We start from the raw sequence: 20,429 nt of genomic DNA, 5'->3' as shown, positions 1-20,429 counted from the left end.
GCGCGAACTCAGTGCCCGTGGCCGTGGGGATGGACCTTCTTCATGGTCTCGAGCTGCTCGGGCGTGGCCGAGCCCTGGTATTTCGCTTTCCAGGTCTCATAGGGCATGCCGTAGACGGCCTCCCGGCTCTCATCCTTGCTCATGGCGACACCTTGAGCGTCGGCGGCTTCCTTGAGCCAGTTGGACAGGCAGTTGCGGCAGAAGCCCGCCAGATTCATCAGGTCGATGTTTTGGACATCCGTCCGCGTCTTCAGATGATCGACCAGGCGCCGGAAAGCGGCCGCCTCGAGCTCCGTTCTGGTTTTGTCGTCGATTGCCATAGCTGTATTCATCCCTTGGGCCCGACCCGATGGAGGTCACCCTTACGGGATCAGGTGGGCCCTGTCACAGATTTTGCCATATCCCGGCGCAAACCGGCCCGACGACGGAATTGCGCTCTCTTGGGGCGGTTCCCCGGCCCTACGCCAAATCGTCAATGATCTGGTATAGCTACCGCAACAATGATTGCCGAATCTCCCCTCCCCCCGCTTCGTCTGCTCGCCCGGTTGGTCCCGGTGCTGGTGATCGCCTGGCTGTGCCTTTGCGCCAGCCCGGCCTCCGCGGATTTCCGCCTCTGCAACAACACCTCGAGCCGGGTCGGCATTGCGCTCGGCTACAAGGACGCCGAGGGCTGGACCACCGAGGGCTGGTGGAACATCTCCTCCCGCTCCTGCGAGACCCTGCTGCGGGGAACGCTGGTCGCCCGTTACTATTACATCTACGCGATCGACTATGATCGCGGCGGCGAGTGGTCGGGGCAGGCCTTCATGTGCTCGCGCGACAAGGAGTTCACCATCCGCGGCACCGAGGATTGCCTCGCGCGCGGCTACGACCGGACCGGCTATTTCGAGGTCGACACCGGTGAGCAGCGGGCGTGGACGGTGCAGCTGACCGACGCCAACGAACAGCCGGCGCAGCAACGCGTACCTGGTCTACCCGGTCCGGTTGGCCCGGGCGGGGTTCCGGGTTTGCCCAATAGCCCGCCCGGTGGTACGCCCCCCGCCGCACCCGGCCTCCCGCCAGGTGCCGCCCCGCCCCCGTCTGGAAATAAGCCATGAGGCGTCTTCGCCGTATCAAGATTCTCGCGACCCTGGGACCGGCCTCTTCAGATCTCGCGATGATTCGCCGCCTGTTCGAGGCCGGCGCAGACCTGTTTCGCATCAACATGAGCCACACCCCGCATGACAAGATGCGCGAGCTGGTGGCGACGATCCGCAACGTCGAGTCGAGCTATGGCCGGCCGATCGGCATCCTGGTCGACCTCCAGGGCCCGAAGCTCAGGCTAGGTGCCTTCGCCGAAGGCTCGGTGCAGCTCCAGAACGGCCAGACCTTCACGCTCGATTCCAACAAGGCGCCCGGCGATGCCACGCGCGTCCACCTGCCGCATCCGGAGATCCTGGCCGCACTCAGGCCGGGCCACGCGCTGCTGCTCGACGACGGCAAGGTGCGGCTGATCGCAGAAGAGACCTCGAAGGAGCACGCGGTGACGCGTGTCGTGGTCGGCGGCAAGATGAGCGACCGCAAGGGCGTCAGCCTGCCCGACACCGACCTGCCGGTCTCCGCCATGACGCCGAAGGACCGCGCCGACCTCGAGGCGGCCCTCGTCACCGGCATCGACTGGATCGCGCTGTCCTTCGTGCAGCGCGCCGACGACGTGCTCGAAGCCAAGAAGATGATCCGCGGCCGTGCCGCGGTCATGGCCAAGATCGAGAAGCCGCAGGCGATCGACCGCCTCGCCGACATCATCGAGGCCTCAGATGCGCTGATGGTGGCGCGCGGCGACCTCGGCGTCGAGCTGCCGCTCGAGCGCGTGCCGAGCCTGCAGAAGCAGATGACGCGCATGGCGCGCCGCGCCGGCAAGCCGGTGGTGATCGCGACCCAGATGCTGGAATCGATGATCCAGTCACCGGTCCCGACCCGCGCCGAGGTCTCGGACGTCGCAACCGCGGTCTACGAGGGCGCCGACGCCATCATGCTGTCGGCGGAATCGGCGGCCGGAAAATTCCCGGTCGAAGCGGTCTCGACCATGAACCGCATCGGCGAGGAGGTCGAACGCGACCCGACCTACCGCTCGGTGATCATGGCCCAGCGCCCGGCGCCGGAATCCACCGCGGGCGATGCCATCGCGGATGCCGCGCGGCAGATCGCCGAGACGCTCGACCTGCCCGCCTTGATCTGCTGGACCTCATCGGGCTCGACCGCGGTGCGCGTGGCGCGCGAGCGGCCGAAGCCGCCGATCGTGGCGATCACCCCGAACATCACCGCCGGACGCCGGCTCGCTGTGGTCTGGGGCGTGCACTGCGTGGTGGCCGAGGACGCGCGCGACCAGGACGACATGGTCGGCCGCGCCGGCCAGATCGCGTTCCGGGACGGCTTCGTCCGCGCCGGCCAGCGCGTGATCATCGTCGCCGGCGTCCCGCTCGGCATCCCCGGCACCACCAACATGGTGCGCATCGCCTCGGTCGGCCCCGAAGGCGACGCGAATATGTAGGTCGCCACGACCCGGCCAACGCAAATATCGAAAAACAACCCCATGCAAAGTAGCCGGAGCTTCCGGCGAGCTTGCTGGGGTTTTGCGAAAAGGCTCGTTGCGTCAACGACCTGAGCGCGATCAGGCCGCCGCCTCGATCGCGCGGCCGATTTTACGCGCCAACCAGCGTCTTCGTCGTCGGCAGCAGCGTCTGCTGCACCACCAGACCCCTGGCGCGGGCGTCCATGACGCCGACCGCGCGCAGGGCCAGCAGCGTCACGGTCTGCACCGCATCGCGCATCTTGACGGGGTCATCGAGATTGTCGGGCGCCAGCGGCCCGACCAGGGCCTCATGCAGCGCGCCAAGCAAGGCGGTGGCGGCGAGCGCGGTGTCCTGCGCCGGCAGGTGACCGGCCCGCACCGCAGCGTCGATCCGCCCAGCAATCTCGCCCGCGATCTCGCGCCGGCTGGCCAGGCGCGAGGCACTGACGTCGACATCGACGGGCTCGGCCAGGATGCCCCAGGCGAGCCTGCGCTGCGACAGGGTATGGACCGCCACGGTTGTCACGGCCGCGGCCAATGCCGAGGACGGCCCCGGCGCGGCATCGGCCGCCCGCCGGATTGCCGCGAGCTCGTCCCGGGAGACCTCGGCAATGAGTTCAGAGATCAGCTCGGCCTTGGAGGGGAAGTAACGGTAGACCGTGCCGGCCGCGACATTGGCCCGGACCGCGACCGGCGCGATCTGCACCGCCGCCATCCCGCCTTCCGCCGCAGTCTCCCGCGCCGCCGCCAGAATTGCGCTGCGCCGCGCCGCAAGGCGCTTCACCACTTGATGCGTCCGCCGATAAACCATGGCGCGCTTCCTGTCCCACACGCCAGCCGCACGCCCTGCGGCCGAACGCTTCGTCACGTCAAAGATGCAAATCGCCCCGCAAGGACTGAACAACTATTCAGGGTAGATGACAAGATGGGAAATGCGTGGAGCGTCACGGCGACCGGCTGCAGCGCCGGCGCTGATCGCGACGGCTGATTGGGCCTTGCTCGCGCCACCTCGCCACGGACCCTGCTTGCCGAAAGGAATGCCGCCCGCAGGGGCGCTGGGATTCGCGAGACGAGATGCTATGGCGCGATGTCCACCTGGAAGGACCGCCGCTCGATCTCGGCACCTTTTCGGCGAAGGACAAAAGTTGCCGTATAGGCGCCAGGCGGCCAGGCGGAGCCTCCGCGCTTCCTTCCGGCCGAGACGAAATATTGGGCCTGATCTCGCGGCAGCTTCGGTGCGCGATATTCCGCGATGAGTTGCCCCTCAGGCGACCTCAGCTCGATGGCTTGCTCGTCCTCCGCCTGAAGCCCGATCGCGCGAACATACGCAACCAGAGCGGCAGAATGAGAGCCGGGCAGAGATTGCTTGATCTCTCCGGTCTCGATCTCGTCCATAGTCACCGCTCGGTCAGCAAAGCCGACATTGATGATCTCGGTCGGCCGATAGTTCGAAACGGAGTCGAGCGTTGGCTGCCACAACGAACGACCGGAATTGCATTCGCCTTTCGCGGCGCCCTCAGCGAAGGGATCCACGACTGTCCCGTCATGCCTCACCGTGAAATGCAGGTGTGGGAACTCGGTGTTTCCGGACAGACCCACCAGACCAAGCGCCTGCCCGGAGTTGACCCTGTCGCCGGGCTTCACTCTGAGACTGCCTTTGGCCATGTGGCAGTATTGCGTGCTCCAGCCGTTCTCATGTTCGACGACTGCGCCGTTGCCACACTCCCTTCCGGCGATTGCAGCTTTGCCGACGACCTTGACCGATACGTCATCCATGCCGTCGCGCGTGTGCGCAACGCGCCCGAAGCGGCAGCAACGACCTCGACGCCTTTTCTCTGATCGGCCAGATCGGGTAGCCGGATGTCGGTGCCGTCGTGGCCGTCATAGGTTCGATGACCGCATCGAAAGTCCAAGGTCTTGTCCGAGGGATCATGGTCAACGTAGTTCTGGATGAAGCACGTCGTTCCCAACTCGCAAGCAACCGGCCAAGCGAAAAGCTGCAGCTCGGAGCTGTGAGATACCGACGCGCAAATGGTGAGCATGCAAACAGCCGATGCAGCCACACGCGTTCTCATCAGATCTATCCGTCTTCAATGAGGTTGGTGCCGCGGGAAAGTAAGGATTGAGCAATCATTCAAATGGGTGAGGCACAAATGCGTGGGACGCCACCAGGAGAGGTCGCTACCAACACATAAAAGTACCACGCCACGGTTGTAAGATCGATAACCACACTTCTTACAGCGATCTTAATGCGGGTCCGTAACTGTACGGAGGCAATGCAATTCCATCTCGGTACACCATGCTCGACACGGACGCCCGGACCGCCTGGCAGCTTTTCCACCTCAACTGGCTTCCGATTCTCGGGATGGGGACCCTGCTGGCGCTCGGCCTTCCCGCGACCGGACTCAGTCTCGAGCCGGTCGCCTCCGGCGTGGTCGTGGCGATCGCCGCGGCGCTGATCGCGATCGCCTATGGCCACCGGATCGTCAAGGGCGACCTTGCGGATCCGAAGCTGGTGTTTTCACTCGGCGCCATCGGACAGCTCATCCTCATCTGCGCCATCGTCGGACCACTGACTTACGTCGCGGGCAAGCTGAACTGGCCGCTGCAGGACCAGGCGCTGCTGGCGATCGACCGGGCGCTGGGCCTCGATCCGGAACCGATCGCGCGCTACGTCAACGATCATCCCTGGCTCGCAAACGGCCTTGCGCGCGCCTACGGACTGATCAAGTATCCGCTGCTCGGCGTTCCCGTCGTGCTGGCGCTGACCGCGCGCTATGTGCGGCTGCAATTATTCATGCTCGCGATGGGCCTGGGGCTCGGGGTCACCATCACGATCTCGGCCGTGGTGCCTGCGATCGGCACCTATTATGCCTTGCATCTGCCGGCCGCGCATTTCCCCGAGATCAACACCGCGGTCTATGCCGGGCAGCTGCGCGATATCCTCGCGCTCCGGGACGGCAGCCTGCACGAGCTCCGGCTGTTCTCCCTCTCCGGAATCGTCTCGTTTCCGAGCTTTCACGCGGCGTCTGCGGTGCTCTACATGTGGGCGCTGTGGCCGGTGCGCGGCCTCGGCGGCATCGCGGCCGCACTCAACCTGGCGATGATCGCGGCGACGCCGGTGATCGGCGCGCATTACATCATCGACGTCGCTGCCGGGGTCGGCCTTGCGGCAGCCTCGATCTGGGCCGCGAAATTCTGCCTCGACCGGAGCCGCGCGCCACACGGGTCTGCAGCGCCCGCTTCGTCGGCTGCACTGGCGAGCATTGTCCAGGAGAACTGACAAGCCTCGTCCAAAAGAAAAGAGCCCCGTCAAGGACGGGGCTCTCGAAATTCTCTGGTCGTCCGGCTCTACTTGAGGCCGGTCGAGATCGCGGTGAACTTGGTGTTCAGCGTGCTGCCGAGGTTGTTGACGACGGTGATAATCGCCAGCGCGATGCCGGCGGCGATCAGACCGTATTCAATGGCGGTGGCGCCGGATTCATCCTTCACGAAACGCGCAACGAGGTTCTTCATAGAGTGCTCCAAATGAGTACACGAGGCTTACAACTGATCTGGTCTTTTCGGCTTCCCAGCGCCGCCCGACCATGGAACCGACCGTAGGGGCAAAGAATTGCGCCGCAGTTAATTCGACTGCGTAAACACCGAGCGGATCGCGTGTGTGGGCCGATGGTAAATTGGAATCTAAAACAATCTGTTAAATTGTCGGGACATGAAGCCGGCGTGGTGCTGCAGGTTTACCCGAAGTTATGACCGCCGTGATCCAATGCCGCCCGCTCGAGCTGAAGCGCGACGAGATCAATCGATCGTCGCGGTTCGGGGTGTTGTTTGAGCGTGATCCTGTCGGAAAGCCGCACAACACTTTGCGCCAACGCGGCCCTTTCGGGTCCGGATCATGCTCGACCGACAAGAACAACAGGACGACGAAGCGGCATGTCCCTTTCCTTTGCCAACGGCATCGCGGTGCAGGGCCGCGCGAGGGCCCTGGTGCCGTTGTGCGCCGGTGCCGGCGCCTATCTGTTAATCCTCTACCTCGGCGACATGCGGCTGCAGGATTCCGACACGTTCTGGCAGATCAAGATCGGGCAATGGATCCTCGATCACCGCGCCATGCCCACCGTCGACTTCTATTCCTTCACGCGAACGGGCGTGCCGTGGAATTCGACGTCGTGGCTGTCGCAGGTGCTGTTCGCTTCCTCCTATGCGCAATGGGATTGGGCAGGTCCCGTCATCCTCACCGCGGCCGGGGTCGCGCTCGCGGTGGCGATCTTCGTCTATCTGATTGGCGCGCAGATCGAGGCGCCACGCGCCGTGCTGTTCGCGATGCTGGCGCTGCTGCTGTCGACCCACCACGTGCTGGCGCGTCCGCATATCCTGGCGCTGCCCGTCATGGTGGCGTGGGTTGGCCTCTTGATGGCGGCCGCCGACCGCAGGAGCGCGCCCTCTTGGTATTGGCTGCCGTTGATGGCGCTCTGGGCCAATTTGCACGGCGGTTTCGTGCTGGGCCTCGCGCTGATCGGCCCGATCTCGCTCGAGGCGGTCGAGCATGCCGAGAAGGGCCGGCGGCTTGCCCTGTTCATGCGCTGGGTGCTGTTCGGAATCGGCGCGCTGATCGCGAGCTGCTGCACGCCCTACGGCTGGCGGACGTTACAGGGCGCCACCAGCATTCTCGGCCTTGGCGAGCTGCTGTCGATAATCTTCGAATGGATGCCGGCGAACTTCACCACGTTCACCTCGTTCGAAGGCGCCCTGCTCGGCCTGATCGCATTCGGCTATTATCGCGGTCTCGTGCTGTCGGCGCCCCGGATCTTCCTGATCCTGTTCCTCACCTGGAGCGCGCTGACCCATGTCAGGAGCATCGAGACATTTGCGTTCCTGGTGCCGCTGGTGCTGGCAAAGCCGCTCGGCGAGATGTTCCCGCGCCCGCCGGCTGACGCCGCGGGTGCCGATCGCTGGCCGGCCCGCTATGTCACCGTAACAGGGGCGCTGATGATCGTGGCGGCAAGCTGGACCTCGACGTCGCTCTACATGGCGCGCCACCACTTCAGCTTCACGATGGCGCAGACGCCGGTTGCGGCGGTCGACCTGCTCGAGCAGCGCAAGGTGCAGCGAATCTTCAACGCCTACGAATTCGGCGGCTATCTGATCTCGCGCGATATTCCGGTCTTCATCGACGGTCGCGCCGAGCTCTACGGCGAGAAATTCGTCATGGACTTCTTCAAGGCGACGGAAGGCAAGAAGCCCGAAGTGCTGCCGCGCCTGCTCGACGAGTACAAGATCGACGCAACGCTCCTGGTCGCCGATGCGCCGGGCCCGCAGATCCTCGACCAGCTCAAGGGCTGGAAGCGGATCTACGCGGACGACATCGCCGTCATTCATGTACGAGACCAGGCGGACAGCGCGGCCGCGACGCCTCCGAATCCGGCAGGCCGGCCTTGACCATCCCGACGCGTCTCGGCTCGGATCGATCGGTGGCGATTGCCGTTCTGGCAATGCTGGCGGCCGTCTCGTTTCTTCCGGTGCTGCTGACTCCCATTCCCGCGATGGTCGATTATCCCAATCACCTCGCCCGCATGTACATTCTGAGCCAAAGCGGCACCCCCGATGCCAATCCGCATTACGTGGTGGCCTGGGCCTTCTATCCCAACCTCGGCATGGATCTGCTGGTCCCGCAGATGGCGCGGCTGACGAGCGTCGAGAGCGCCACGCGGCTGTTTCTGCTGCTGAGCCAGTTGCTGATCGTCTCCGGCGCGCTGCTGCTCGAATGGGTCCGGAAGGGGCGGGTCCAGCTTGCCGGCTTCGCTGCGCTGGCTTTCCTCTACTGCCTGCCGTTCAGCTGGGGCTTCGTGAATTTCGAGTTCGGGCTCGGCCTCGCGCTCTGGGGTATCGCCTTCTATCTGATGTCGGCAGAAGGCCCATGGCCGCTGCGTTTCGTCGCCAATTTGATCTTCGTCGCTGCGCTGTATGTGGCGCATTTCTTTTCGCTCGGCATCTACGGCGCGACCCTTGGCCTTTTCGAGTTGTCGCGCATCCGCCAACGGCAAGTCGCCTATCCCGTCGCGGCCGCGCGGCTTGGCGTATTGGCCGTCCCGGCGCTTGCGCTGTTCGGGATCATGCATCTCGCTGCGGGCTCGATCGGTAACGAAGGCACGGACTGGTTTCTCGGATTCAAGCCGGTCTGGCCGCTCCGCATCATGAATGGCTACAATCTGACGATCGGAGCCGCGACCGGACTGGCGCTGATGATCGCGTTGCTTTTCGCCGCAAGACGCGGCGTTCTCAGGCTCGATCCGGCCGGAAGCTGGCTCGCGATCGGTTTTGCGCTGCTCTATCTGGTCATTCCCTCAAAACTGTTCGGAACCTCGTTTGCCGATCTTCGCGTGATCCCCGCCGCGGCTCTGATCCTGCCGGCCTTCTGCTCCCTGTCGCTGCCGAGCCAGGCGTGGAGAATGGCTGCGCTCGCAGGAATCAGCGGCATCGCACTGCTCAATCTCGCCGTCGTCCTCGCGGTCTGGCTGCCTTACCGCGCCGACTATGCGGCAATCATCGCCTCGTTCGACAAGCTAGATCGCGGCTCCCGCGTCCTGGTGGCCAACACGGGGGACGCTGGCGACCCGCCCTTCGCCGACCTCACCTCGTATCCGATGTATTATGCGCCGACGCTGGCCGTGCACTACGCCAACGCATTCGTGCCCAACCTGTTCACGGAGGTGGGCAAGCAGCCTCTGCGGCCGCGTGAGGCCGTGCGCCGTCTTGCCACCCCCGACGGTGGAGTGTTGCCAGTGAGCTTGCTCACCGCGATCGCGACGAGCCAGCCGTCGGCGGAGGTGCCGTCGTTCATACGGACCTGGTCCGAGGATTACGACTACCTGTATGTTCTTGGGCCGCGGGCCGCAAACCCGCTGCCGACCTTGTTGGATGTGCTGGACACCTCGGAGCGATTTGCTCTCTACAAGATCCGCCACAAGTCCTAGACCGAAGCCGCGGCTGCACCTGTGTGGTTAACCGGACTTCACCTCCCCGTCCGCCCTGCCAGCAACTTCCCCGTGGCCTAGACCCTTAACGGTTGCGGCAAGGCGACCTTAACCCCGGAACGATAGACTTGCGCCCCTGCAACCCCCAGTCGGAATCCTTCGCATGGCGGCCAATTCCAGATCGATCCGCTACAGCCTCGTCATCCCCGTGTTCAACGAGGAAGCCGTATTGCCGGTCCTGCTGCATCGGCTCGACCTCGTCCTATCCCGGCTCGACGGGCCGGCAGAAGCGATCTTCGTCGACGACGGCAGCAGCGATTCCAGCTCGATCGTGCTGCAAGCGCTCGCCAAGCGTGACCCGCGTTTCCGCTTCATCGGCCTGTCGCGAAACTTCGGCCATCAGATCGCCATCACCGCCGGCATGGAAGCCGCGCAGGGTGAAGCGATCATCATCATGGATGCCGATCTGCAGGATCCGCCCGAAGTGATCGAGCAATTGATCGCGAAGTGGAAGGAGGGCAACGACATCGTCCACGCCCGCCGCCTGTCGCGCGAGGGCGAAAGCCATTTCAAGCGCGCGACCGCGCATCTGTTCTACCGGCTCCTCGGCAAGATGTCCTCCGTCGCCATTCCCGCCGATGTCGGCGACTTCCGCCTGATCGACCGCAAGGTGTTGGAGGCACTTCGGCAGATGCCGGAGCAGGATCGCTTCGTACGCGGCATGATCGCCTGGCTCGGCTTCCGCCAGGCCGAGGTCGCCTTCCACCGCCTCGAGCGCGCCGCGGGCGAAACCAAATACCCGTTGTTCAAGATGGTCCGCCTCGCGGTGAACGCCGCGCTCGGCTTTTCCGACCTGCCCTTGCGGCTGGCAATCTGGTGCGGATTGACGGTCTCCGGCCTGGCACTGCTCTACGGCGGCTGGGTCGTTCTGCTATGGCTCAGCAAGGACAGCCACCTTGTGACCGGCTGGTCTTCGACGATCGTCCTCGTGTCCTTGCTGTGTGGCATCAACATGCTGATGACGGGCATCGTGGGGCTTTATGTCGGCCGCATCCATGCCGAGGTGAAGCGCCGCCCGCTCTATGTGGTGCAGACCCGAGCCGGCTTCGATCGCGACGAGGCGGCGGCCACACCCGCAATTCGCGCCGTCAACGAGTGACCCCGCGCGTCACCGAGAGCTTTCCCGCGGCTCACTTGGGACGATACCGCCTGACTTATCTTTGCGGCGTATCGCGCCGCTTATGCACGATCGCCACATCGTCGCTGTAGACGCGCTGCCACTCGGGCAGCCGGTCGAGCAGCGCGACCGCCGGTGTGCGCGGCGCAAGCAGCGTTGCGCCGATGTTGTACTCATCGAGCAGCTTGAGGAAATCTCCGAGGTCGGTCAGCGCCAGATCGCGATTGTAGCGTTCGATGAACGGCCCCCCGTACAATTCGGCGCGACCATCGATGAAGGTGGGAATGCCGGCGAAGATCAAATAACCGCCGAACGAATAATCGTTGAGCACGCGCGCCGGCCCGGCCAGGCCGCCTTTGTCTACGGCGGCCTCAGGGGTGATACTCGGAGCCGGCCGTAAGTCACGCGCCAAGCCTACCGCGCTGATCGCGACGAATACACAGAGTGCGGCCAGAGTCAGCCCGCGCGACGAACCGGCCACATCGCTTCCGGCCGGTCCGCCGAACGTCCGCCCCAGGGGAGCCGCCAGATAGAGCGGCGCCAGCATGGCCAGCAGATCCGCATTGCGGATTTGCGCCAGCGCGAAATGGAGCAGGCCCATCACCACCAGGACCCGAACGACCGGCAGCGTCACGCCGCGTGAGAGCGCGAAGATGCTCCCCAGCAGCAATATCTCGAAGCCACCGATATGACCGAAATCCTGCGGCCGCCATTCCCCGATCCAGGCGAGCGCGGAGCCGATGCCGAGCGTCGTCAGCGGCATCAGGAGCGGCTCCGGCCCGTGCGGCGTCAGGCAAGACGCCGCCAAGGCGAGTGCCGTGAATGGCAGCCAGTGCAGCAGCACGCGCGGCCATTGGCTTGGCTCTTCGCGCAGCAGCGCCTCGAGCACCACGGGGCCAATCAGCCCAAGCGCCAGCACCCCGCTGCCGTGCAGATTAGCCCACAGGATCAGCAGCGGCAGAGCCCAGTAGGGCGGAGGGCCGCCGCGGTCCATGCAGCGAACCAGCGCCGCCGCCCAGGCCACCATCAGCGGCAGCACGAGGACATGCGGCCGCGCCAGCATATGCGGCGCCAGCAGGACGATGGCTGCTATCACCATCAACAGCGTCAGAATTGGCGGCAGCTCGCGCAGCAGGACGTGCGTGAACAGGCCGAACGCAAGCGCGATCGCCGCGGCCGCGATGGCGACGACGCCTGGCCAGCCCGCAAGCGCGTAGGCAGCGGCATAGATGACCTCGGACAGCCATTCGAAGGTGATCCAGGGCGCGCCGTGCTTCGAAAAGGAAAACGGGTCGCTTGCCGGCAGGGTGCCATGCGCGATGATCCAGCGTCCGAGCGCGATGTGGGAATAGCTGTCGGGATCGCCCAGCAGCCGCGGCCCGGCAACCAGCAGCAAAGCATAGACGACGAGCCCCACGGCCCAAGGCAGCGCTGCACGTGCCGAAAACGGTTGAACCGCGCTGTGGACGACCTGGTCAGTCATGGCGGGCCAAACTAGGACGCAAGCGTTAAGTTCTTCTTTAGTGTTTCGCGCTTTTGCCCCGGGCGGATTCTGGGCTCCGCCCCTGCCGCCCGCTTCCGGCGCAGCGCGCTTCGCTCGCGCCTCGGACGCGCAGCACCAGCGCACCGCCAGCCAACAAAAAACGCGGCGTTTCCGCCGCGTTTTTCAATCTCATCTGCCGCCCCGCGATCACGCCTGCGGCTGCGGCTCCAGGCCGGGATCCGCATCGGGCCGCGGGCGCGGCGACTTGCCGGCCGGGGGCACCGCGGAGGCGCGCGGCGTGGCCGGCTCGAGTACGGATTCGCGGTTCGGCTTCTTGCCCTTGAGCAGATCGACGATCTCGTCGCCGCTCAGCGTCTCGAACTCGAGGAGACCCTTGGCCAGCGCCTCGAGGTCGGCATGCTTCTCGGTGAGGATGCGGGTTGCTTCCTTGTAGCCTTCCTCGACCAGACGGCGGATCTCGGAGTCGATCTTCTGCACCGTCGCCTCGGAGGCGTTCTGCGTCCGCGACACCGACATGCCCAAGAACACCTCATCCTGGTTCTCACCGTAGGAGACCGTGCCGAGCTCTTCCGACAGGCCCCAGCGCGTCACCATCATCCGGGCCAGGCGCGTCGCCTGCTCGATGTCGGAGGCGGCGCCCGAGGTCACCTTCTCGCGGCCGAAGATCAGCTCTTCGGCGACGCGGCCGCCCATCATGATCGCGAGCCGCGAGGTCATCTGCTCAAGAGACATCGACAGCTTGTCACGCTCGGGGAGCTGCATGACCATGCCGAGCGCGCGGCCGCGCGGGATGATGGTCGCCTTGTGGATCGGATCGGTCGCGGGCACGTTGAGGCCGACGATGGCGTGGCCGCCCTCGTGATAGGCCGTCAGCAGCTTCTCTTCCTCGGTCATGACGAGCGACTTGCGCTCGGCGCCCATCATCACCTTGTCCTTGGCCTCCTCGAACTCGGCCTGCGTCACCATCCGCTTGTTGCGGCGGGCGGCGGTGAGCGCAGCCTCGTTGACGAGGTTCATCAGGTCGGCGCCGGAGAAGCCCGGGGTACCGCGCGCGATGGTCTTGAGGTTGATATCCGGCGCCAGCGGCACCTTGCGGACGTGAACTTTCAGGATCTGCTCGCGGCCGACGACGTCAGGATTGGGCACCACGACCTGGCGGTCGAAGCGGCCCGGACGCAGCAGCGCGGGATCGAGCACGTCGGGACGGTTGGTCGCGGCGATCAGGATCACGCCCTCGTTCGCCTCGAAGCCGTCCATCTCGACCAGCAACTGGTTCAGCGTCTGCTCGCGCTCGTCATTGCCGCCGCCGAGGCCTGCACCACGGTGACGACCGACGGCGTCGATTTCGTCGATGAAGATGATGCAGGGCGCGTTCTTCTTGGCCTGCTCGAACATGTCGCGGACGCGGCTCGCGCCGACGCCGACGAACATCTCGACGAAGTCCGAACCTGAGATGGTGAAGAACGGCACGTTGGCTTCGCCCGCGACCGCACGTGCGATCAGGGTCTTGCCGGTGCCGGGAGGGCCGACCAGCAGCACGCCGCGCGGAATGCGGCCGCCGAGGCGCTGGAATTTGCCGGGGTCGCGCAGGAATTCGACGATCTCCTGCAGGTCCTGCTTGGCCTCGTCGACGCCGGCGACGTCCTCGAAGGTGACGCGGCCATGGGCTTCGGTCAGCATCTTGGCGCGCGACTTGCCAAAGCCCATCGCCTTGCCGGCGCCGCCCTGCATCTGCCGCGACAGGAAGATCCAGACGCCGATCAGCGCGATGAACGGCAGCCAGGAGACCAAGAGCGAGACGAACCACGGCACGTTGTCGCCTGGCGGCTTCGCGGAGATCTGCACCTTACTGTCATACAGGCGCTTCACCAGCGTCGGGTCGTTCGGCGCATAGGTCTGGAAGCTGGAGCCGTTGGTGAAGGTGCCGTGAATGTCCGGGCCCTGGATCACGACGTCGCGCACATTGCCACGGTCAACCTCGCTCAAGAGCTGCGAGAAGGCGATGTCCTGCGAGGAGGCTCGCTGACCCGGATTCTGGAAGAGCGTGAACAACGCCAACAGCAGCAAAACAATGATGACCCAGAGGGCGAAATTGCGCAGATTGGCGTTCATCGATCTTCCTTCGTGGTCGCGCGGATCGCGGCCTGGTCCTTCAGGAGTTACCTTCGGGTGTTACTTGGGCAAGCTGGAGAAAATCCCCAAGGAATCCTCTCGGTTAGACGCATACAATTTAGGTGCCGCCCGGGTCGCTGCCAAGGGAACGAGATGGGACTATTTAGCCCATCTTAGAGCGATTCCCGCTGAAATAATGGCGCTTGAGCCGGGGTTTTTCCTGCCTGGTTAAGGTGTCCTGACGGTGTGGGGCCGAAATGGCTGGTGTCATGATCCGCCCTCGCCCGCGCCTATTTCGCCCTTGCGGCGCCGGGCCGGCGCCGGCGCGATCTGGATACGCCCGCCGGCAAGGCTGATCAAGGCTCCCCCAAGCGTCTGCTTCAGGATCGGGCGGCGATCGGTGCCAGCGCGGAGACTTGCCGCAATGGCCTGATCCAGCACGGACATCAGGGTTTCGACCTTGCCGAGTTCCGCAGGCCCTTCATGCCCGAGCGCGTTGATGGCCCGCAGCAGGAGCCGTAGCCGGACCTCGTCCGGCAGGGCGGCAAAGGCCGAAGCCTCGAAGCTTCGCTGCCCCGCCTGCGGCGCATCGCCGCGATCCCGCAAACGGAGGAAGCGCTCGGCGCCGTCGGCCAGCACCTCGACCGCCGCATTGGCCCGCGCCAGCCTGGTCGCGAGCCGCGCCAGATTCCTGATATCGCCGCCCTCGGCCGCGAGAAGCGGCAGCAGCGCGCGCAGCCGCGGCCGGGTGAAGGCGGTGTCGCGGTTGGTGGGATCGTCGGCAAAGCCGACCTTGGCCCGCTTCAGGGTCGCGATCAGCTGCGACTTCGAGACGTCGAGCAACGGGCGCGCCAGCACGATTCCGTCGCGCTCACTGAAGGAAGCCATTGCCGAGAGGCCGGCAAGTCCGCTGCCGCGGAGCAGCCGCATCAACAGCGTCTCGGCCTGGTCGTCGCGGGTATGGGCGGTCAGCACGTGGCTGGCGCCGACGGCACGCGCGGCGTCTGCGAGTAGGCGGTAGCGGGCCTCGCGCGCGGCCGCCGGCAGCCCCGTCCTCGGCTTGGCGCCGCGCCAGCGCAGGGTCCGGTGCGGCAATCCGAGCTCGGCGGCGAGCCGCTTGACCTCGCGCGCCTCGCGCGCCGCCTCGCGTCGCAAACCGTGATCGACCGTGACGACGGTGAGACGCGGTGCGCGCGCAAGGCTGCGCTGCCAGCGCGCCATCAGCCACATCAGCGCAACCGAGTCCGGCCCGCCGGAGACGGCGAGCACCAGCGCCGGTGCGCTCTTCAAGCCAGCGAAGAGGCGGCTCGCCTCGCGTGTCGAGATCGGAGAATTGTCGTCGTCTGACATGACGCTGCCCAGCAATCGCCAGCGAATGGCGGGCGCAATCTAGCGCAGCGCCATCCGCGTTGTCAGGACCCAGGCGTCAGCACTTCACCCGCTTCTGCTCGCGGTCGACCGCGGCTTTGACGCCGGCGGAGGCGCGCGGATATTTGCGGCCGACCTCGCCGAAGGCGGCGCAGGCGGCCTCCTTCTCCTTCAGGGCGGCGAGCGACTGGCCGAGCCGCAGCAGCGCATCCGGCGCCTTGGCCGATTTTTCGTATTTGGTGGTGACGGCGAGGAAAGCTTCCGCGGAGTCGCGATATTGCTGGCGCTGGAAATAGCTCTCGCCGAGCCAGTATTGCGCGTCCCCGAGCAGTGGGTCGCTCGGATATTTCTGCGTGAAGTTCTTCATGGTCTGCTCGGCGAGCGCATAGTCCTTGCGTTGCATGTAGCCGATGCCGAGGTCGAACTCGTCGCGCGGCGTCGCCGAGGGCGGCAGGGTGGTCAGCCCGGGGCCGCCTGGGGCCGGATAGCCCTGCTGGGCCGGCGGATTGCCGGGCTGGGTCGCTTGCGGCTGATAGCGAGGGCTGGTGTTGGCGAGATCGAGCGGCTCGCCAGCGCCGCGGCCGCCGGGCGCTCCGACCGGACTGCCCGCCGGCACCGGCTGCTGCCCGCCGCCGAGCGCGCGCGGCGCGCCGGGCGCATTCGGGTTCTGGTTCGGATCGAACGCATCGCCGCGGCGGCTTCTGCCGGGGGCACCTGGCTGTGGCTGCTCCTGAATGATCGGAGCGGGAGACGCGATCTGCGGCTGCTCGTAATTAGGCTGGGCCGGCTGCTGCGGCCGATGGACCGGCGCGACCTGCGCGGGCGGAACAGCGGCGACGTTAGGCTGGACCGGCGCCTGTCCGGGCGCGACCTGCGCGCCGCCCTCGAGCGCCCGCAGCCGCTCTTCGAGCTGGCGGTTGCGGTATTGCAGCTCCTCGTTCTGGCCGGTGAGCTGGCGCAGCTGGTTCTCCAGCCGCTCGATCCGCATCTCGGGATCATCATCGGTCTGGGCGAAGACGGGCGTGCAGCACAAGGGGAGCAGCGCGGCGAAGGCCACGGTGCCGGTAAAGACCTTAAATCTGGATGACATCTTGCCCTGACGACGAAAGCGAAATGGCCTGCGACGGAACATGCGACGCGCCACACATTGAAGGGGAGTACGCCAAAAATGTGTCTGGCACCACGGGGATTCTGTCACAGAATGCTGAAACGAAACCGGCGCCCGAGAGGGCGCCGGCATAATCGGTTTCTGAAGATGAACGGCGCCTGACTGAGTGTCAGTATCTCGGCGTCAATATCTCGGCGTCACGAGCTCGCGTTCAGCACGGTGACGGCGCGACGGTTCTGCGACCAGCAGGAGATGTCGTTACAGACGGCGACCGGCCGTTCCTTGCCGTAGGAGATCGTGCGCATGCGGTTCGGATCGATGCCGCGCGAGGCGAGGAACGAACGCACCGACTGGGCACGGCGGGCGCCGAGCGCGATGTTATATTCGCGGGTGCCGCGCTCGTCGGCATGACCTTCGATGGTGAAGGAGTAGCGCGGATAGGTCTGGAGCCACTGCGCCTGCTTCTCCAGGGTCACGATCGCCTGCGGGGTCAGATCGGTCTGGTCGCTTTCGAAGAACACGCGGTCGCCCACGTTCACCACGAAGTCCTGCTGACTGCCTGGCGTCGCCGCATTGGCCATCGCATCCGTCGCAGCATTCTTGTTGGCACAGGCGCCCATCGACAGCGCGACGGCGAGCACTGCGGCCAGCTTCAATCCCTGGAGGATACGCATAGGATGTTTCATTCCGGAGCCTCCACGCTCACGTTCGTCCACTGCTGTCCGGTCTACAGGGGGTTGGTTAAGCGAACGTTCCGTCAACCTTGACGGAACCTTGCCTCAGCCGATCAAATGCCCCCAACCAGCGAAAAGCACCCATCATGGTTAATGGGTTGTAAATGTGGCGCGAGGGTGAAAGCAAGTCGGGCCAGTCAGCAAAACGCCGATTTTGGCCGGAATTTTGGGCCGTGTTCTCGGCGAAACCGTCGCTACGAGCCGGTGGGAAGCAGGATTGGCGCTGGACTTAGGCTTGCGCCGTACTTGCGACAAGGACCGGACGAGGCGTTGCGGTGCGGACGCTGCCACGTTGAAACAGCATCCGCCGCTCGAACGCGCTCGAACGCATGATCGGAAAACGAGTCAGGATCTTTTCCCGGACCTTGGGATAATCCGAGGCCATGAGCACGGCCTTCTTCGTCGGCCAGCCCGGAAACGAACGCGGCTCAGTGAGAGTCTCGGATAGGAACACGCGGCGGTAGAACGCCTGATGATCGGTCCGTACCATCGAGAGTCCGACATCGGCATTGAAATGCTCACAGGCAACGAAGGGAAGCCGGACAGTCAGATAAGGCAATTCCGGGAACCGCTGTTGCATCTCCGGATCGGCAACGAATCGACACGGATCGACAAAAACCTCGCCCCGATCCAGGCGAGGATGCAGGACGTCGCCGAACACCTCCGTGGTGTAGGACATCCGCCATTCGGACGTCAGAACGTGGATGCGAACGGAACTGCAGAGTTCGTCGTCGACGTAGACGCCGAAATTCCAGACATTGGGCGCGTCGTCGAAACGATCTGTCACCCGCCGCGACTCTGACGGCGGGATCAATCCGGCCTGCAAATAGGCGCGATACCGCATCAGATGAAGGCGATCCTCATCCTCCGGCGTTTCAATGAGCCGATAATCGACACGCTCAAACAGGGCGGCTCCGCGTGGAAGAAGCGCCGTCTGCGGTTCGGCCCCGGACTTCATCAACAACCTCTACGCTCCGAGCAACTTCTGCGAGTAGGTCGAGATTAATAGTTTCTTAATCAAAATGCAAAGCGTTAGAAACGTTAGGGTTAACCCCTTTGCCTCCGTAGAAGCCCGGGAAAACATGACTTGGATGAAGATCGAGAGGAAAATCAGGCGATCGATCGCCCCGATATCGCAACCAGCTGGTCCTTGCCGCCGCGAACGCCGTAGGAGGCATTGAGCAACTGACGAATGCGCACGGCCGGAACGGGCCGGCTGAACAGGTATCCCTGGGCTTCGGTCACCGTGCCATCGGCATTGATGAGCTCGAGTTGCTCGTTGGACTCTATTCCTTCGACCACGACCGACATGCCGAGGTCGGCGGACAGGCGCGCCACGCCTCGCAACAATGTCAGCGGACGGTCCGAGTCGATGCCTTCGAGGAAGGAGCGGTCGATCTTCACCTTCTGCATCGGGAAGTTGTGCAGGTAGCTGAGGCTGGAATAGCCGGTGCCGAAATCATCGAGCGAAATGCGAACGCCGAGGGCATGCAATTGCGACAGGATGTCGTGCGTGAGCTGGGTATTGCGCAGCAGCGAGGACTCGGTGATCTCGATTTCCAGCCGATGCGCCGGAAGCCCCGAGACCTCGAGCGCGTAGCGGATTTCGCTCAGCACGTCGCGCTGGTGGAATTGTTGCGGCGAGAAGTTGACGGCGACGCTGACGCTCTCCGGCCACTTCATGCATTCCATGCAGGCGCGGCGCAGGATCCAGCGGCCGAGATCGACGATCAGGCCCATGTCCTCGGCGACCGGGATGATGTCGACCGGCGAGACCGTGCCGCGCACCGGATGATTCCAGCGCAGCAGCGCCTCGCAGGTGGTGATCTTGCCGGACTTCAGATTGACCAGCGGCTGATAGAACAGCTCGAATTCCTCGTTGGCGAGCGCCTTGCGCAGATCGAGTTCGAGAATGCGGCGCGCCTCGACGGTCGCCGCCATCTCGTCGCGGAAGAAGCAGAAGGTGCCGCGGCCGTCGGCCTTGGCGCGATAGAGCGCCATGTCGGCATTCTTGAGCAGCGTGTCGGCACTGACGTCGCCCGGGGAGGTCAGCGCGATGCCGACGCTGGCGCCGATCTCGACCAGATGATTGTGAATACGATAGCGCTCGCTCAGCCGCTCGACGATACGGCGCGCAAGCGCCGCGGCGTCCTCGGACGAAGAGATGTTCTGCTGGAACACGACGAACTCGTCGCCGCCGAAGCGGGCGACGAAATCCTCGGGGCGCAGCATCTCGCGCAGGCGGTTGGCGACCGCGCACAGAAGCTGATCACCGCAGGGATGACCCAGCGTATCGTTGACTTGCTTGAACTGGTCAAGATCGACGAAGAGCAGAGCCGACAGATGTTCCGAATGCCGCGCGACTGCGAGCAAACGCTCGATCTCGTCGCGAAAATTGACTCGGTTCGGCAGCGCCGTGAGATCGTCGTAGCGGGCCAGATGGCTGATCCTGGCCTCAGCGTTGCGGCGCTCCGTGATGTCCTCGAGCAGCAAGACCGCACCGCCATCAGCCATGGGTTGGACGGTCCACGACAGCGAACGATTCCTTTGCGGATCGGGATCGGTGGTGATGATTTCCTGCGCCTGCCCGGTTTCGATGTCGGCGATGATCGCCTCGCCGCTGGCGGCCGAAATCGATCCCGCTTCGACGCACGCGGCGATGATGTCGCGCGCAGTCGTGCTGCTCTGGGCGAGATTGTCGGGCAGGCTCATCATCGCGCCAAAGCGGTGGTTCATCACTGCGAGCTGGCCGTCGATGCGAAACATGCAGAGGCCGTGCGGCATGTTGTTGAGAGCCGTGTCGAACTGGCCGGCGAGCGCGGCCTCGCGCTCGCGTGCGACAACGGCGCGCAAGAATATCCTGTGCAGGTTGCCGGAGAGTCGCATGACCGAGAGGAGGAA

General features: G+C 64.9%; 17 protein-coding genes. 6 read left to right on the top strand and 11 right to left on the bottom strand.

What is annotated here, in order from left to right:
* Nucleotides 1-8: 8 nt before the first annotated feature.
* On the bottom strand, nt 9-320 hold the full coding sequence (locus UNPA324_RS32015) for a DUF1244 domain-containing protein (protein ID WP_128918231.1): 312 nt from the start codon (nt 318-320) through the stop codon (nt 9-11).
* A 180-nt stretch (nt 321-500) separates the two neighbouring features.
* On the opposite strand from UNPA324_RS32015, the gene UNPA324_RS32010 reads away from it, so the two are divergent.
* Together UNPA324_RS32010 and pyk are read left to right on the top strand one after the other, a co-directional pair.
* The gene (locus tag UNPA324_RS32010; protein ID WP_128918232.1) at nt 501-1,097 is read left to right on the top strand and encodes a DUF1036 domain-containing protein; all 597 of its coding nucleotides are present in this window, start codon (nt 501-503) and stop codon (nt 1,095-1,097) included.
* Entirely contained in the window at nt 1,094-2,530 is a 1,437-nt protein-coding gene (gene pyk / locus UNPA324_RS32005; RefSeq protein WP_128918233.1) for a pyruvate kinase, read from the top strand. Before UNPA324_RS32010 ends, pyk begins: the two co-directional genes overlap by 4 nt.
* Before the next feature lie 151 nt (nt 2,531-2,681).
* Here the strand turns inward: pyk and UNPA324_RS32000 are convergent, their stop codons facing one another.
* Both UNPA324_RS32000 and UNPA324_RS31995 read right to left on the bottom strand, forming a co-directional pair.
* Nucleotides 2,682-3,362, bottom strand: coding sequence for a TetR/AcrR family transcriptional regulator (locus tag UNPA324_RS32000; RefSeq protein WP_128918234.1), 681 nt, complete (start codon nt 3,360-3,362; stop codon nt 2,682-2,684).
* Nucleotides 3,363-3,628: 266 nt separating this feature from the next.
* Nucleotides 3,629-4,327 (bottom strand): M23 family metallopeptidase, encoded by a 699-nt coding sequence (locus tag UNPA324_RS31995; protein ID WP_141937981.1) that lies wholly within the window; start codon nt 4,325-4,327, stop codon nt 3,629-3,631.
* Nucleotides 4,328-4,850: 523 nt separating this feature from the next.
* On the opposite strand from UNPA324_RS31995, the gene UNPA324_RS31990 reads away from it, so the two are divergent.
* The gene (locus UNPA324_RS31990; RefSeq protein ID WP_128918236.1) at nt 4,851-5,834 is read left to right on the top strand and encodes a phosphatase PAP2 family protein; all 984 of its coding nucleotides are present in this window, start codon (nt 4,851-4,853) and stop codon (nt 5,832-5,834) included.
* 68 nt (nt 5,835-5,902) lie between these two features.
* On the opposite strand, the gene UNPA324_RS31985 is transcribed toward UNPA324_RS31990, so the two are convergent.
* The gene (locus UNPA324_RS31985; RefSeq protein WP_126258786.1) at nt 5,903-6,067 is read right to left on the bottom strand and encodes a Flp family type IVb pilin; all 165 of its coding nucleotides are present in this window, start codon (nt 6,065-6,067) and stop codon (nt 5,903-5,905) included.
* A gap of 417 nt (nt 6,068-6,484) precedes the next feature.
* Between UNPA324_RS31985 and UNPA324_RS31980 the strand changes: the two genes are divergently transcribed.
* From UNPA324_RS31980 to UNPA324_RS31970, 3 genes are all read left to right on the top strand, one after another.
* The gene (locus tag UNPA324_RS31980) at nt 6,485-7,990 is read left to right on the top strand and encodes a hypothetical protein (protein ID WP_141937978.1); all 1,506 of its coding nucleotides are present in this window, start codon (nt 6,485-6,487) and stop codon (nt 7,988-7,990) included.
* Nucleotides 7,991-8,022: 32 nt separating this feature from the next.
* Entirely contained in the window at nt 8,023-9,525 is a 1,503-nt protein-coding gene (locus tag UNPA324_RS31975; protein WP_141939145.1) for a hypothetical protein, read from the top strand.
* 163 nt (nt 9,526-9,688) lie between these two features.
* The gene (locus UNPA324_RS31970) at nt 9,689-10,684 is read left to right on the top strand and encodes a glycosyltransferase family 2 protein (RefSeq protein WP_141937976.1); all 996 of its coding nucleotides are present in this window, start codon (nt 9,689-9,691) and stop codon (nt 10,682-10,684) included.
* Nucleotides 10,685-10,739: 55 nt separating this feature from the next.
* On the opposite strand, the gene UNPA324_RS31965 is transcribed toward UNPA324_RS31970, so the two are convergent.
* From UNPA324_RS31965 to UNPA324_RS31935, 7 genes are all read right to left on the bottom strand, one after another.
* Nucleotides 10,740-12,185, bottom strand: coding sequence for a hypothetical protein (locus UNPA324_RS31965; protein WP_141939143.1), 1,446 nt, complete (start codon nt 12,183-12,185; stop codon nt 10,740-10,742).
* Between the two features lie 207 nt (nt 12,186-12,392).
* On the bottom strand, nt 12,393-14,318 hold the full coding sequence (gene ftsH / locus UNPA324_RS31960) for an ATP-dependent zinc metalloprotease FtsH (protein WP_128918239.1): 1,926 nt from the start codon (nt 14,316-14,318) through the stop codon (nt 12,393-12,395).
* A gap of 267 nt (nt 14,319-14,585) precedes the next feature.
* Nucleotides 14,586-15,668, bottom strand: a complete 1,083-nt coding sequence (gene tilS / locus UNPA324_RS31955; protein WP_141937974.1) for a tRNA lysidine(34) synthetase TilS — start codon at nt 15,666-15,668, stop codon at nt 14,586-14,588.
* Nucleotides 15,669-15,744: 76 nt separating this feature from the next.
* Nucleotides 15,745-16,776, bottom strand: a complete 1,032-nt coding sequence (ybgF, locus tag UNPA324_RS31950; protein WP_181769592.1) for a tol-pal system protein YbgF — start codon at nt 16,774-16,776, stop codon at nt 15,745-15,747.
* A gap of 215 nt (nt 16,777-16,991) precedes the next feature.
* Complete coding sequence (gene pal, locus UNPA324_RS31945) at nt 16,992-17,480, bottom strand: peptidoglycan-associated lipoprotein Pal (protein ID WP_018641585.1); 489 nt, start codon at nt 17,478-17,480, stop codon at nt 16,992-16,994.
* A gap of 277 nt (nt 17,481-17,757) precedes the next feature.
* Nucleotides 17,758-18,486, bottom strand: a complete 729-nt coding sequence (locus UNPA324_RS31940; protein ID WP_141937970.1) for an N-acyl amino acid synthase FeeM domain-containing protein — start codon at nt 18,484-18,486, stop codon at nt 17,758-17,760.
* A 152-nt stretch (nt 18,487-18,638) separates the two neighbouring features.
* The coding region (locus UNPA324_RS31935) for a putative bifunctional diguanylate cyclase/phosphodiesterase (RefSeq protein WP_141939141.1) at nt 18,639-20,429 on the bottom strand (1,791 nt) is incomplete at its 5' end.

Source organism: Bradyrhizobium sp. UNPA324, from assembly GCF_006658635.1.
Classification (GTDB): domain Bacteria; phylum Pseudomonadota; class Alphaproteobacteria; order Rhizobiales; family Xanthobacteraceae; genus Bradyrhizobium; species Bradyrhizobium nanningense.
Note: the sequence above shows the minus strand (reverse complement) of the source record. Positions and strands in the feature narration are given on the sequence as shown.